The following is a 13675-nucleotide window of genomic DNA, read 5'->3' as shown; positions in this document are numbered from 1 at the left end:
AACGACGGCTGGGCGATCGAAGGGGTCAACACTGTGACTTTCATGTGGCGTTATGAGGACACCGCTGGCGGCGAGAAGGATACCGGTGCGAAGCCGGAGGAGTTCTCCACGCAGTCCGACGCCGAAAGCTGGATCGGAGAGAACTGGAAGGACCTGCTGGAAGCTGGAGTCGACCAGGTCACGCTGCTGGAGGACGGCACCGTCGTCTACGGTCCGATGTCGCTGCACCCGGTGGAGCAGTAACCTCACTCGGCCGGCGACGGCTCGCGGACAAAAGAGGCCACTTTGCTGCGGCCGGCGTAGGTGACGTCCATCACGACGTGCTCGCCGGCCAGCACCGCTGGCAGCCACAGGCATGAGTCGTCCCACATCAGGCCGTAGTCCAGATCCGCCTCGGCCATCCATTCCGCGGCGAACTCCTCACTCTCCTGCGGCTCCCCGGCGTACTTCGTCGCCGTGAAGTAATGCAGCCGGATGTCGTCCCACTCCGGCACATCCGGGAACCGGAACACCAGCTCGGCGGCCGGATTCAGGTCGCCCACCGCCAGCGTCATGCCGGTCTCCTCCGCGAATTCGCGCACGACCGCCTCCGCCGGCGTCTCCCCGGGTTCGAGCTTGCCGCCCGGGCAGTTGATCAGACCGGCGCCGAAGCCGGTCTTCTTCAGACCCATCAGCACTTCGGGACGTCCATCGGATCCGGTGCGCCGCAGCAGCGCGGAGGTGACGATCAGCATCCCGCGAGCCTAACCATTCACTGCGACTGTCACTTCACGGCGGCGCGCGTCACTCGTTGAGGTGATCAATACATGCGCCCCGCGCGCCGATCGGATATTCAGGGGAACTCTCTTATGTGAGTGGATCGCAGGATCTGGTGAAGCTACCGCGAAACTGGAACCGGCTGGTACGCAAGGTCATGCGGCGCTGCAACCGGCGCTGCGAATGGAAGCACGCGCACTTCGCCGTCGGCTGCTCCCGCGAGGCCGGCATGGTCGTCCACGCGGGGAAGAAGGATGATCACTCCGTCGACAACCTCCTCGGCCTGTGCACCTGGCACGCCGCGCAGAAGGCGGCACTGGAGTGGGAGGCCGGGCGGTTCGTCGCCATCAAAGTTCGGCCGTCCGACGAAGACAAGAAGGGCAAGACCTAGAACAAGGCGTGGACAACCGGCACAGTTCTCAAGTCCCTCAAGTCCGCCCTATGCCTCAGGCGTGAACGACTCAGGGTGCGATCCAGAAGCACGCGAACCCGATCGCCAGTGCGCACAGATGCCCGATCGCCGTGAAGTCGCGCCGGTTCTTGAACCACCCGTACCCGTAGAACACGATCAGCACAATGAGATACGGCACCCGCCACGGCATCGGGATCCGGTACGCCAACACCGCCGCCGCCCCGGCCTGCGCGTAGCTGACCCCGTAGTCGGTCGTGGTCCGCTCCGACTGCGGGAGCCGCCCGGCCCGGATCTCCCGCGCGACCCAGCCCTCGCTCAGCAGCGTGGCCCCGACGTGCGCCATCCCCAGGACCGCCAGCCAGCGCCACGTGCCCAGCCAGTGCTCGGCCGGGGCGTGGAAGACGCTGTAGGTCACGGCGTAGAACAACCAGCTGGTCCCGACGGTGAAGAACAGACTTGTGATCATCACCTTGATCGGGGCGTGCCGCAGCCGGTCCAGGTTGGTGGAGTTCGCCTCCAGCAGCTTCGCCGCACGGTCCGCTGGCAGCCGCCTGACGTACTGGGACACGCCGACCAGCGCGAGCAGCCACAGGTACGTACCAGGAGCGTCGCGCACGTAGTCCCACACGTCGGCGGGCAGCCGGCTCAGCACACTGTCACGATAGCCACGCCCGCCCCCTGCTAATCCGACTCGCCGACCTGGTTCGCTAATCCGGGTCCCGCACCTGCCGCGGCACCCCCGCCACCCGATAGGCGTCCGCCTCGTCCAGCGACTCGTGCTCCATCAACGCGGCGGCCAGCGCGTCCAGCCGTCCCCGGTTCTCGATCAGCGCCGTCACCGTCTTCTCGTAGCACTCGGCGACGATCCGCCGCACCTCGGAGTCCACCGCGTCGAGTGTCGCCGGAGCCGCCGACAGCCCGTACGCCTGGGCCGCGTCGTCCGGGATCGCCGTCAGCCGCCCGATCCGCTCGCTCATGCCCCAGCGGCCGACCATGCCGCGGGCGATCGCCGTCACCTGCTCCAGGTCGCTCTCCGCACCGGTGGTCACGTCCCCGTAGACCACCTGCTCGGCCGCGATGCCGCCGAGCGCGCCGCAGATCCGTCCCCGCAGGTAGTCCTCGGTGTGCGAGTACCGGTCGTTCTCCGGCGTGGACAGCGTCACGCCGAGCGCCCGGCCGCGCGGCACGATCGTCACCTTGCGCACCGGGTCCGCGCCCGGCTGGAGCATGCCGAGCAGCGCGTGCCCGCTCTCGTGGTACGCCGTGCGCCGCCGGTCCTCCTCCGGGATCAGGACCGGACGCTCCGCGCCGAGCTGGATCTTCTCCAGCGCGTCGGAGAACTCCGACGGGCCCACGTCCCGCCGCTGCCGCGCCACCGCCAGCAGCGCCGCCTCGTTCGCCAGGTTCGCCAGGTCCGCGCCGGTCATGCCCGGCGTCATCGCCGCGACCTGGCGCAGATCCGCGTCCGGGGCCAGCGGGATGCGACGGGTGTGGATCTTCAGGATGGCCTCGCGGCCGGCCCGGTCCGGCGGCCCGACCTGCACCACCCGGTCGAAGCGGCCCGGCCGGGTCAGCGCCGGGTCCAGCACGTCGGCGCGGTTGGTGGCGGCGACCACGACCACGCCCTCGCTGCCGGTGAAGCCGTCCATCTCGGTGAGGATCTGGTTCAGCGTCTGCTCGCGCTCGTCGTGGCCGCCGATGCCGGAGCCGCGGCCGCGGGCCCGGCCGATGGTGTCGATCTCGTCGATGAACACGATCGAGGGCGCGACCTTGCGGGCCTCGTTGAACAGCTCGCGCACCCGGGAGGCGCCGACGCCGACGATCATCTCGATGAACTCCGAGGCCGACGCCGAGAAGAAGGGCACGTTCGCCTCGCCGGCCACGGCCCGCGCCAGCAGCGTCTTGCCGGTCCCGGGCGGCCCGGCCAGCAGCACGCCGCCGGGCATCCGCGCGCCCATCGCCTGGAACGGCGCCGGATTCCTCAGATAGTCGACGACCTCGGCCAGCTGCGCCTCGACCTCGTCGATGCCGGCCACGTCGGAGAACGTCGTCCGCTTGCCCTCCTCCGGCGCCACCGGCTTGGGCGGCCCGCGCCGTCCCAGGCCGCCCATCGCCCCGGCGCTCATCCGCCGCGCGACCAGCAGCCACAGGCCCAGCAGCAGCGCCACCGGAGCCAGCGAGATCAGCAGGTTGAGCAGGACGCTCTGCTGCTGGACCACAGGCTTGGCGGTGATCGTCACCCCGTTGGTGGACAGCTGCTGCCACAACGGGTCCTCGGCCCACGACGGCCGCTGCGTGTCGAACTTGACGTAGGTGTCGCCCCCGTCGTCCGGCACCGGCGCCTTCTCCTTCAGGTCGCCCTGGATGGCGTCGCCCTTGGAGTAGACCTCCTTGACGTTGTTCGCCGCGACCTGCCTGGTGAACTCGGTGTAAGGGACCTTCGTCGAGGAGGCGCCGGAGTTGAACAGCGAGAGCAGCAGATCCGTGGCCAGGAAGACCAGGAGCATGGTGAGCAGCAGCCGCCACCAGCCGCCGGGCACGTTCGGCCCCCGCTGCGGCTTGTTCGGCGGACCCGGCTTCTCCGGCGGCGTGCCCTCCGCGCGCCAGGGCTGGCCGGGGTCTTGGCGCGGCGGCACCGAGGGATCGCTCACGGGGGAGTGGTCGGTCAGCCGAGGCGGTCCCGAAACGCCGGCAGATCCGTATGGGTTAAACCGGACCCCGGTTTGTGCCGAAGCAAAGTGAATGCGGACCATGATGCGGAGCGCGGCGGCCATCGGCGTGGTCACCGCCGCGGCGGTGACGGTCGGAACCATGTCCACCCTCGCCGCCCGGGCAGGCGCCGTGCCCACCCTGCCCACCGACGCCAGCGCCACCGGAAGCGCCAACGGCGTCCGGGTCGACATCAGCGACGACACCCGTTCGGCCCATTCCGGCGACATCGTCGACTACACGGTCCGGGTCGACAACGAATCCCAGACCCCCTACCCGGACCTGGAGGTCTACCACCTCGTCCCGGCAGGCTTCCAACTCGTGGACTCCAGCCCCCAGGCCAAGCAGGAGGACAACACCCTGCGCTGGACCGCGAACATCCCCGCCGGCCGCACCCTGGTCTTCACCGACCAGGTGATGGCCGGCACCGTCGAGGAGTCGGAGCACCTGACGCCGCGCACTCGCGACGCCAAGCCGGGGACGGTCACTCACCAGTTCACCTCCACAGCCTGCGCCCGCAGCTCCTCCACCGGCCCCGCCCTGGCCTGCGGCACAGTCCGCGAGCAACTGACGGACGGCCCCGACGCCCTCGCCGGCGCCGCCGCCCCCGGCGCGACGAAGCACTGGCAGCCGGGGCTGCTGGGGGTGGGGCTGATCGCGGCGCTGTATGCGGGGTTCCGCGGGTTCTGGCGGAAGCGGCGGGGGCCGGTCGCGGAGGGCTGATGGGGCGAGGGTTGGTGAGGGTCGAAGGGGGGCGGGCGCTGCTCGGTGTCGGTGCGCTGCCGGGTGTGCGATTGGCCTGGGGGTTTACAGGCGATTTTTACGGCTTCGCACAGGGTTTGATGGCCTCGCAGGGGGACGCAGTTCGGTTGTGCCCCGCAGGTTTCGCTGGCGGCTGGCGGTTTTCGCGGACACGACCGCGCACAGGTCCGAGTCACTGCGCACGCGTTGCGTAGGCGGCAATCGTTGGGCGTGGTGGGCACCTTGAGGCCTCCGGCGGGCGCTCTACAGCGAGGGGGCGACCCGTGCGTCCGGCGGTTCGGCGGCGGCCCGCGACTGTTCGGCTTCCTATCCGCTGTTGCCTGCGTTGCGTGGTTGGGTGGCGGTGTTGCTTGTGGTCGCCGAGGTTCTGGGTCCCTCGCCGCGTCGTCGCCGTAAACGGAACCAGGCCGGTCCGGTGGAGTAAAGCCGGATCGCTGCTGCTGTGGTGCTGTTTCGTCCGGCTTGACACCACCAAACCGGCCAGGTTGGCTTCGCCCGCCGACGCGGCGAGGGACCCAGAACCAACACCCCGCATGGTCCGGTCGGACTCGACGAAGCGTGTGGGCGGCCGGGCCTGGCCCGTCGCCGTCGAGGTCGCAGCTCCAGCCGGGCAGTTCTGCCGGCCGGGTTTCGAGGTTGCTGATTCACATCGAGGCCGGCAACCTACCCGGTCCCGCCCGCCTCGTCCGCTGGCAGTACCTCCAGCCGCGTCGTGCGCCGCAGTGAAGCGCCGGCGAGGACGCCGAGTGCGATCGAGCCGACCGTGATCATCACGTTCAGTAGTGTCTGCCAGCCTGCCGAGCTGTGTGCGACCAGCAGTTGCTGGACTCCCGACAGGCCGTGGGCACCGGGTACGACCATCCAGAACGCCGGTAGGAAGATCACCTGGTCTGGGATCGTCGCGCGCTTGCCGATCCAGGTTGCCACCGGTACCAATGCCATTCCGGCGACGAATGCGCCGAGTGCCTGGCCGCCGACCAGCGTGCCGGCCGTTTGGACCACGCGCGTGGCCAGCAGCGCCACGGTCAGCCAGGCCAGCGAACGGCGCGGGGCGTCGTGGTTGAGCGTGAAGCCGACCGCCAGCAGCAGCACCGAGGCCCAGCCGACCCAGGCCCCGAGCTGTGCCGGCACCGGGTCGCCGATCGGGTGCGGGCGCACGGTGTCGGTCGCGACCAGGATGCCGAGCGCCAGCATCAGCAGCACGTTCAGCGCCCCGGCCAGCCGGGTGATCCCGGACAGCGTCGAGTTCGTCGACAGCTCGATCGCCCCGAGGGTGAGCGCGGCGCCGGGCAGGAAGCCGATCAGCGGCGGGATGTACAGGAAGCCCGGGTCCTGATGCAGGATCGGCCCGGCGAAGCGCAGCGCCAGCACCGTGACCATGATCGCCGCGGCCACCGGGAGCAGCGTCAGCAGGTTCGGCGCGTAGCGGCGCACCAGGTACTGCAGCACGCCGACCGCCGTCCCGGCTGTGACGTAGCCGGCCGCCGCGTTCCACGTCGGGTGCTGCAACATCCCCAGCGCCAGCGTCAGCATCGCGTACCCGGAGATCGCCGTGGCCGGCTGGAACCGCCGCGGCAGGCTCTGCTCCTCGCGCAGCGCCTTGCGCACCTCGTCGAACGGCAGTGCCTCGCCGAGCATCCGCTGCACCAGGTTCTGCAGCGCCTCCACCTGGTTCAGCTGCATCCCGGCGGTGCCGACCGGCGCGAAGTCCAGCTCGCTGCCGGCGTCCCCGACCACCGCCTCGACGCGCACGAAGATCCCGGTGGGCAGCGCGAAGCAGCGGGCGTCCACGCCGTACCGGGCCGCGATGTCCACGATCTGGGTCTCGACGTCCCGGGTGTTCGCCCCGGAGCGCAGGATCTCCGCGCCGAGCGTGCTCAGCAGCCCGGCCAGCTGCCGCAGCCACTGCACCGTCGCCTGGTCCTCGGCCCGCACCCCTACCCGGCGGCGGTCGCGGAAGATACCGCCGACCGTCTTCAGGCCCTGCCACGCGGTGTCCATGCCCTTGTCGAGCGAGCCCATCGGCCCGGCGAGGGCGTCGCCGAACGCGCCGACGCGGCCGGCACCCCAGGTCGTTCCGGGTCGGACGCGGCGGATGGCGGCGAACCGGCGAGGCGTCTCGGGCCGGTTTTCGGGCGCGTTCGCGGGCGCGTTGGTGGGCGCGTTCGCGGGCAGGTTTTCGGCCGCGCTTTCAGGGCCCTTCCGAACCTCCGGGCCCTCCTCGCCGTGCTGCTCATCCTTGCGCTTCTTGAAGAAGGGCACGGCGTTCCTCCCGCTCCATGACACCGCGGCCGCCGCTGGGCGGGGCACAAAATCCCAACGACGGTACCCGATGCCGATCACGCCCGGCTCACCCGTTCGGGCGTGGTGCGGGCGCGCGCCGATCATGGTCGGGATCTGATGGTCCCTGTGTTGAAGCTGATGCAGGAGAACGCGGTCCTGGCCCTGTTCGCGTGCCTGGCGCTGGGCTACCTGGTCGGCAAGCTGCGGGTCGGGCCGATCACCCTCGGCGGCATCTGCGGCGTGCTGATCGTCTCCATGCTGCTGGGGGCGCAGACCGTCAACGGCAAGCACATCGCCGTGAACAGCGACGTGAAGAACATCATGTTCGCCCTGTTCATCTTCTCGCTCGGCTACATCGCCGGGCCCGGATTCGTCGCGAACCTGAATCCCAGGGGCCTGCGCTTCGGCGTGCTGTCGCTGATGGAGATGGTCCTCGTCCTGGTGATCGCGGTCGGCATCACGAAGGTCGCGAACCTGGACACCGGCACCGGCGCCGGGATCCTGGCCGGCTCGGCGACCGAGTCCGCGGTCGTCGGCACCGCGCAGGACGCCATCACCAAGCTGCCCGGCATCACGCCGAGCCAGGTCACGACGCTCTCCGCGCACGTGGCCACCGCGTACTCGGTCTGCTACCTGTTCGGCCTGATCTCGATCGTCCTGCTGACCAGCCAGATCTTCCCGCGGCTGCTGGGCATCAACCTGGCCAAGGCCTCCCGCGAGCTGTGGGAGAAGATGCGCGGCGGCAACGCGGCGCTGGACTCCGACGAGGAAGCGTCGATGCCCAAGCTGGTCGGGCGGACGTACCAGATCACCAAGGGCGACGGCCTCACCGTGCAGAGCCTGGAGGACTCGGTCGGCGAGCACGCCTCGATCGAGGGCGTGAAGCGCGGCAAGAAGGTCCTCACGGTCGATCCGGCGCTGCGCCTGCTGCTCGGCGACCGGGTGCTGGTGGTCGGGCAGCGCGAGGCGGTGATGACGGCGGGCCACGAGCTGGGGCCGGAGACCAACGCCGTTCCGGGCCTGGACAGCCCGATGCAGACGCGCGAGCTGGTGGTCACCGACAAGAAGATCAACGGCAAGACCGTCGACACCATCAACGCCGAGTTCCCGGTCCCCACCGAGGGCGTGTATCTGACGGGCATCAACCGCCTCGGCAACGACCTGCCGGCCTCCGGCACCACCGAGATCCACGTCGGCGACACGCTGAACGTGGTCGGCATGAAGTCGAAGGTGGACCGCTTCCAGAAGGCCTTCGGCGCCAAGGTCCGCACCGAGAGCGCGGACTGGATCTACATCGGCCTGGGCATCTGCCTCGGCGTCCTGCTCGGCGAGATCGTGATCCACCTCGGCTCGGCCAACCTGACCCTCGGCACCGGCGGTGGCTGCCTGATCAGCGGCCTGATCTTCGGATGGTTCCGCTCCACGAAGCCGACTTTCGGCGCCTACCCGCCAGTGGCCGCGGCGACCATGAAGGACCTCGGCCTGGCCGTGTTCATCGCGGTCACCGGCCTGTCCGCGGGCCCGGACGCCGGCCCGCTGCTGAAGAAGTACCCGCTCCTGCTGCCGCTGTCCGGGATCGCGATGGTGCTGATCCCGGCCTTCCTGGGACTGTGGATCGGCCGCAGGTTCCTCAAGATCGAGAAGCCGATCCTGATCGGCGCCATCGCCGGCCAGCAGTGCTCGACGCCGGCCATCACCGCGATCACCAACACCGCGCAGAGCAGCGTGCCGATGATCGGGTACACGATCACCTATACGCTGTCGAACTTCCTGCTGCCGCTGACCGGACCGATCTTCGTGGGCGTGATCGGGCTGCACACTTGAGCCTCACAAGTGCAACAGCCACCGCCCCCCAGCCACCGCACACCCCAGCGCCACCACCGCGAAGAAGAACAACCACCCCCCGGCCGGAAACCCGGTCAGCCGATGCAACTGGTCGGCATCGGAGTCCCGCGCCCCGGACCGTGCCCGCGTCCGGCTCAGCTCCAGCACCGGCTTCACCCCGGCCAGCAGCAGGAACCACACCATCAGGTACGCGAACCCGGCCTGCACATCCGTGTTCTTCGTCCACGACGCCGCGAACACCGCGCCGCCGGTGAGGACCACCGTGAGCACGCCGTAGAAGTTCCGGATCTCCACCAGCAGCAGCGCCAGCAGCAGCACGCTCACCCACAGCAGCATCGTGATGTGCTGCGCCGCCAGCAGCCACGCGCCGCCGAGCCCGACCAGGCTCGGGGCGGTGTAGCCGGCCGCGACCGTGAGGATCATGCCCAGGCCGCGTGGCTTGCCGTACGAGACCGTGACGCCGGAGGTGTCGTGGTGCAGCCGCACGCCGGACAGCCGCCGCCCGCACAGCAGCGCCACCACGGCGTGCCCGCCCTCGTGCGCGATCGTCACCGTGTTGCGCGCTATCCGCCACACCGGCCGCCACAGCACCGCGACCAGGGCCGCCGCACCGACCGCGAGGATCAGGTTGCGCGGCGGATCGGGCTGGGTGCCGGTCACGCGGTGCCAGACGTCGTCCAGGTTGGAAATGCTCATGCTCACGGCCACGCAGCCTCCCACGATTCGCCCGTTCGGCGGTACCCGTCGGGACACGGCTGTGACGTGCCGGTGACGCTTGGGGCATGCTGAACCGGGCGGCGCGGGGCGTGGAGAGGTACGTCCGCAGCGCTCCCGGCACCTACTCCTGGCTGCTGATCCTGCTGGTCACGACCGCGATCCTCAAGCACGTCAGCCCGCGCACCGCGCACTGGATCCTGGAACGCCGCAGCACCAACATCCACTACCTCCTTGAGGACCCGGTCCGCGTCCTCATCCAGTCGGCCCTGTACATCGACGGCGGCAGCTGGCTGTTCTACCTCGCGCTCTACACGCTGTTCCACGCCCAGGCCGAGCGCTGGCTCGGCACCTGGCGCTGGCTGGGCATCGCGTTCACGTGCCACGTGCTGGCGACGTACGTGAGCGAAGGGGTGCTCGCCTGGGCGATCCACAACAACTCGGTGTCCGGCCGCATGCGCTACACGCTCGACTACGGCGTGAGCTACGCGCTGGCGGGCGTCGTCGCGGTCCTGGCGTACTGGTGGCCGCGCGGGTGGATGCGGTGGGCGTACGCGGGAGGCGTACTGGTGTTCTACGGCGTGGCGATGGTGCGCGGACGGACGTTCACGGACGTGGGGCACTTCACGGCCGTGCTGGTCGGGCTGGGGTGCTACCCGCTCGTGCGCGGGCAGGCGTCGCCGATGGCGCGGGGGTGGCGGTGGTGGGGGCTGGTGGCGACGCCGCCGTCCGGCGAGCGGCCGATCGGTTAGTTGCCGCCCGGCGTCTTCGACGGGCTGGTGGGCTCACAGATCCCGAGGATGCCCACGGTGCAGGTCGGCGACGGCGACGTCGGAGTAGTGCTGGTCGGCGTCGAGGACGTGGACGAGGTCGTGGGGTTCGTCGGCGTCTCGCTGGAGGAGCTGTGCGTCGGCGTCTCGTCGCTGGACGAGTGCGTGGTCGTGGTGGGGGAGGAGGTGTGGCTCCGGCTGTGCGACGTCGTGTGCCGCGGGCTCGGCGAGTTGGCCGTCGACGTGGTGTCGCCGGAGCCGGTACTGGTCCCGACCGGCGTGGACGGCACGTCGGTCGGCGACGGCGCACTCGCCGACGACGACTCGGTGGGCGTCCCGCTCGTCCCCTGCGGAGAGTTCCCCGACCCGCCGCCCAACACCACGGCAGTCGCACCGGCGACGAGCAACACGGCCGTGGTCACCGCCCCGATGAGCGTCTTGCGCCGAGGTCCCCCGGGAGCGCTGGGCTGGTCGAACTCGTCGTCGTCGATGACACGGCCCCGGCCGCCGCCGCCCGCGTCAGCCGTGCCACTCTCGCCGGCCGCCTTGGCCGAGGCGGCCGAAGCGGCGGACGCGGCCGAGGCGACCTCCGCGGGCACCTCGTCGAGGGTCCGCGTCGCCTCCGCCTCGATGGTGTTGTCCCGATCCGGGTTGATGACCCGGGTGTGATCGGCGTCGACCCCCACGGCCTCGACCACGCCCGGCCGGAACCAGTCGTCCGGCGCGCTGGTCTGCACCGGCGGCGCCGGCTCCTCGGTCTCCGCCGCCGGCCGCGGCAGGCTCGGCAGGCTCACCGCGAAGGCGGAGAGCGAGCGCGGCGCCTTGGGGCTGGGCTTGGTGGGGAAGACCCAGTCGTCTTCGAAGTCGGCGGCGGAGGAGGAGTCGGGCTCGGGTTCGGCGGACTCGGGCTCGGACTTGGCCTCGGGCTCGGCCTCGGGCTCGGACTCGGCCTGAGCCTCGGGCTCGGGCTCGGACTCGAACTCGGCCTCGGACTCGGGCTCGGCCTGAGCCTCGGCCTCGGGCTCGGCCTCGGACTTGGCCTCAGGCTCGGCCTCGGACTGCGCCTCGGGCTCGGACTGCGCCTCGGGCTCGGATGCGGCGTCGGCGTCGGCTTCGGCCTCGAGTTCCGGCTCGGCCTCGGCCTCGGGCTCGGAACCGGTCGCCGTCTCGGCCGGGGCCTCGACGCCGGCCGGATCGGAGCCCTCCTGAAACAACGATGCAGCGGCAAGCGTCTCGATGCCGAGACCCGCAAATGGCTCGCGCTTCGGCAGTGGCTCGGTAACAGGCGTGTCCTCGGCAGCGTCGAGTCCCGCGAACGGCTCGGCGCTCGCCTCCTCGGGCTCCTCGGCAGCAGCCGGCGGCGAGAACGCATCGAATGCCGCGAAAAGCTCGCTGTCCTCCATCAGCGGCTCGAACTCCGAGTCGCCATCGCCATCGGCGTCAGAGCCGTCCCCAGCCAGCACATCGCCCGGCTCATCCAGCTCAGCCGCGGGCTCATCCCAGTGCCCGCTCACCGGCTCGGCCGCGACCTCCGCCGCCGCTCCTCCCGACCGGTCGGCGAACACGTCGAATCCCGTAGGCGTGAAGTCCGTCGGCGCCGGTTCCGCCGAACGCCCCGCACGCGCGCCGTCGAACGACGTCAGCACGTCGCCCTCAGGACCCGGCACCTCGCCGTCGGCCGCCGAACCCGCCTTGCCGGACTTGCTGAACCAGTCGTGGTCCTCGGCGTCCTCGACCTCAGTCCCGACCTCAGCCTCAGTCGCGCTCTCGGCCTCGATCAGGGTCTCCGGCTCAGGCACAACCTCGGCAACTGGAACCGTCTCAGGTTCGACCGGTTCCTCCGCAGCGACCTCGCCGGAACCGTCGCCGTCGGACTCGTCCCCCAGCCCCAGCAACCCCGCGTCAATGGGCTCCCCGATCGGCGGCGGCATCTCCTCCGCCTCGAAGCCGACGCCAGCAGCCGCAGCCGCCTCGTCCTCGCCCCCGAGCCCCAGCAACGCCTCGTCGATCGGCTCACCGACCGGCGGCGCCTCAAAAGCCGCAGCCGCCTCCATCGCCGCGACAGCCTCCGCGGCTTCCGCCGCCTCAGCCGCCTCCGCCACTGCCCGCAGCGAGTCCGCCCGCGCCGGCGGCACCGCCAGCTCCACGCCCTCGGTCCGCGCGGCCGCCGCGGCCCACTCGGCCAACAAAGCCTGCCCGCGCGCCTGCCAGTCCGGCCCGTACGCCGCCGTCACGGCCGTCGTGACCTCGTCCAGGAACTCGTGCGGGCTCCCCGGCCGCCGGCTCGGGTGCATCGCCAGCCCGCGCTGTACCAGGGGGCTGAGCAGCGGCGGCGCGAACTCCGCGATGACCTCCGCGTACTCGTACAGTGCCTCGAGGTCGTCGCGGGTCGCGGCGACGAAGGTGCTCTCGTTCGTCAGGCACTCGAAGAACACCGCGGTGGCGCTGAAGACGTCGCCGACCGCGCTCGCCGCCCCGCCTCGAAGACGTTCGGGTGCCAGATATGTCGGGGCGTTCGGGACGAACCGGGGGCTCGGGCCGGCGAAATCGGTCAGGGCGATGCCGCCCGAGCCGTTCACCCGCACGTGCTCCGGGCGCACGTCGCCGTGCACCACGGCCAGCGTCACCAGCATCCCGGCGAGCACCGAGGCCGCGGCCTCCGGCGTCATCGCTTCTGACTCCCGCAGCACCGCGCGCAGCGACACGCCCTCGACCAGCCCGTTCCTCACGCAGGCCTGTTTACCTGATTGCGGGCCGCAACCACAACGTCTGAAAGAAGAGGCACGTCACAGACCCCGGCCGCGAGCCACCCACAGTGACGTCAGCTCCGCCGAGCGTGCCCGAGAGCCCGAAAACGCCCCGGAGAGCGCGTGAAAAGCCCCGAGCGCCGCCCCTTACCTCAGCACCCTGAGCTCCAGATAGTTACGCCGTCCGAGGTGCGGCTCGTCCACCAGCCGCAGCCGCGCCACCCGCAACCGGTACAAACGCGCCGCGCCGGTCCCCGCGAGATAAGCGGTCCGCACCTCCGGATCGCCCCCGAACGAAGGGAACCGCCCCCGGTACGCCTCGAAAGCCGCCTCGGCGTCCGTCCCGATCACCGCCTCGCACTCCCCGCTCACCTGCATCCCCCGCAGCCCTTCGCCGAACTCCGGCGGCGGCAGCCAGATCGCCGCGGCGGCGTCCGCACGCGCCGAGGAGTTCTTCCCATGCCGTGTGCTTGGCTCGCTGACGAAGAAGAGGTCGAATTCACTCCCCACCGCGAAGAACGCCATGTTCGCGTGCGGGGTCCCCGCGGCGTCGGCGGTGGCCAGCGACAGGACCATGGTCCCGGCGGCGATCGCCTCGATGCTGGCGGCGATGACGGGTGAGGGTTGGTCGGTGCCTTCGAAACCCACGGAGAGCGCCACGGCCGGAACCTGCCCGG

The 13675-nt window shown here is 70.7% G+C and carries 12 protein-coding genes; 5 read left to right on the top strand and 7 right to left on the bottom strand.

Annotated features, from left to right (window positions below; translation table 11 throughout):
- Window positions 1-42 precede the first annotated feature (42 nt).
- Window positions 43-243: a hypothetical protein gene (locus ABH920_RS10215; protein ID WP_370349023.1), complete on the top strand. Its 201-nt coding sequence runs from the start codon at window positions 43-45 to the stop codon at window positions 241-243.
- Between the two features lie 2 nt (window positions 244-245).
- Here the strand turns inward: ABH920_RS10215 and ABH920_RS10210 are convergent, their stop codons facing one another.
- Window positions 246-734, bottom strand: coding sequence for an 8-oxo-dGTP diphosphatase (locus tag ABH920_RS10210; protein ID WP_370348658.1), 489 nt, complete (start codon window positions 732-734; stop codon window positions 246-248).
- Between the two features lie 137 nt (window positions 735-871).
- Here ABH920_RS10210 and ABH920_RS10205 point away from each other — a divergent pair, with 137 nt between their 5' ends.
- Entirely contained in the window at window positions 872-1147 is a 276-nt protein-coding gene (locus ABH920_RS10205; RefSeq protein ID WP_370348657.1) for a hypothetical protein, read from the top strand.
- A 70-nt stretch (window positions 1148-1217) separates the two neighbouring features.
- On the opposite strand, the gene ABH920_RS10200 is transcribed toward ABH920_RS10205, so the two are convergent.
- Together ABH920_RS10200 and ftsH are read right to left on the bottom strand one after the other, a co-directional pair.
- Window positions 1218-1820: a rhomboid-like protein gene (locus ABH920_RS10200; RefSeq protein WP_370348656.1), complete on the bottom strand. Its 603-nt coding sequence runs from the start codon at window positions 1818-1820 to the stop codon at window positions 1218-1220.
- A 55-nt stretch (window positions 1821-1875) separates the two neighbouring features.
- Window positions 1876-3819: an ATP-dependent zinc metalloprotease FtsH gene (ftsH, locus tag ABH920_RS10195; RefSeq protein ID WP_370348655.1), complete on the bottom strand. Its 1944-nt coding sequence runs from the start codon at window positions 3817-3819 to the stop codon at window positions 1876-1878.
- A gap of 91 nt (window positions 3820-3910) precedes the next feature.
- Here ftsH and ABH920_RS10190 point away from each other — a divergent pair, with 91 nt between their 5' ends.
- A complete protein-coding gene (locus ABH920_RS10190; protein WP_370348654.1) occupies window positions 3911-4600 on the top strand; it encodes a hypothetical protein in 690 nt (229 codons plus the stop codon).
- A 702-nt stretch (window positions 4601-5302) separates the two neighbouring features.
- Here ABH920_RS10190 and ABH920_RS10185 read toward each other — a convergent pair.
- Entirely contained in the window at window positions 5303-6901 is a 1599-nt protein-coding gene (locus ABH920_RS10185) for a threonine/serine exporter ThrE family protein (RefSeq protein ID WP_370348653.1), read from the bottom strand.
- 150 nt (window positions 6902-7051) lie between these two features.
- Here ABH920_RS10185 and aspT point away from each other — a divergent pair, with 150 nt between their 5' ends.
- Window positions 7052-8746, top strand: coding sequence for an aspartate-alanine antiporter (gene aspT / locus ABH920_RS10180; RefSeq protein ID WP_370349022.1), 1695 nt, complete (start codon window positions 7052-7054; stop codon window positions 8744-8746).
- 3 nt (window positions 8747-8749) lie between these two features.
- On the opposite strand, the gene ABH920_RS10175 is transcribed toward aspT, so the two are convergent.
- Window positions 8750-9463, bottom strand: coding sequence for a M50 family metallopeptidase (locus ABH920_RS10175; protein WP_370349021.1), 714 nt, complete (start codon window positions 9461-9463; stop codon window positions 8750-8752).
- Between the two features lie 86 nt (window positions 9464-9549).
- Between ABH920_RS10175 and ABH920_RS10170 the strand changes: the two genes are divergently transcribed.
- Entirely contained in the window at window positions 9550-10233 is a 684-nt protein-coding gene (locus tag ABH920_RS10170) for a rhomboid-like protein (RefSeq protein WP_370348652.1), read from the top strand.
- On the opposite strand, the gene ABH920_RS10165 is transcribed toward ABH920_RS10170, so the two are convergent.
- Both ABH920_RS10165 and ABH920_RS10160 read right to left on the bottom strand, forming a co-directional pair.
- On the bottom strand, window positions 10230-12980 hold the full coding sequence (locus tag ABH920_RS10165) for a serine/threonine protein kinase (RefSeq protein WP_370348651.1): 2751 nt from the start codon (window positions 12978-12980) through the stop codon (window positions 10230-10232). The genes ABH920_RS10170 and ABH920_RS10165 overlap by 4 nt on opposite strands.
- Window positions 12981-13145: 165 nt before the next feature.
- Entirely contained in the window at window positions 13146-13658 is a 513-nt protein-coding gene (locus ABH920_RS10160) for a pyridoxamine 5'-phosphate oxidase family protein (protein ID WP_370348650.1), read from the bottom strand.
- Window positions 13659-13675 lie beyond the last annotated feature (17 nt).

The sequence above is a fragment of the Catenulispora sp. EB89 genome (assembly GCF_041261445.1).
Classification (GTDB): Bacteria; Actinomycetota; Actinomycetes; order Streptomycetales; family Catenulisporaceae; genus Catenulispora.
Note: the sequence above shows the minus strand (reverse complement) of the source record. Positions and strands in the feature narration are given on the sequence as shown.

Excerpts from the sequence above, each read along its gene's own strand:
- ABH920_RS10215 (WP_370349023.1), top strand. The coding sequence starts at position 43 with ATGTGGCGTTATGAGGACACCGCTGGCGGCGAGAAGGATACCGGTGCG.
- ABH920_RS10210 (WP_370348658.1), bottom strand. The coding sequence starts at position 734 with ATGCTGATCGTCACCTCCGCGCTGCTGCGGCGCACCGGATCCGATGGA.
- ABH920_RS10190 (WP_370348654.1), top strand. The coding sequence starts at position 3,911 with ATGCGGACCATGATGCGGAGCGCGGCGGCCATCGGCGTGGTCACCGCC.
- ABH920_RS10175 (WP_370349021.1), bottom strand. The coding sequence starts at position 9,463 with ATGAGCATTTCCAACCTGGACGACGTCTGGCACCGCGTGACCGGCACC.
- ABH920_RS10170 (WP_370348652.1), top strand. The coding sequence starts at position 9,550 with ATGCTGAACCGGGCGGCGCGGGGCGTGGAGAGGTACGTCCGCAGCGCT.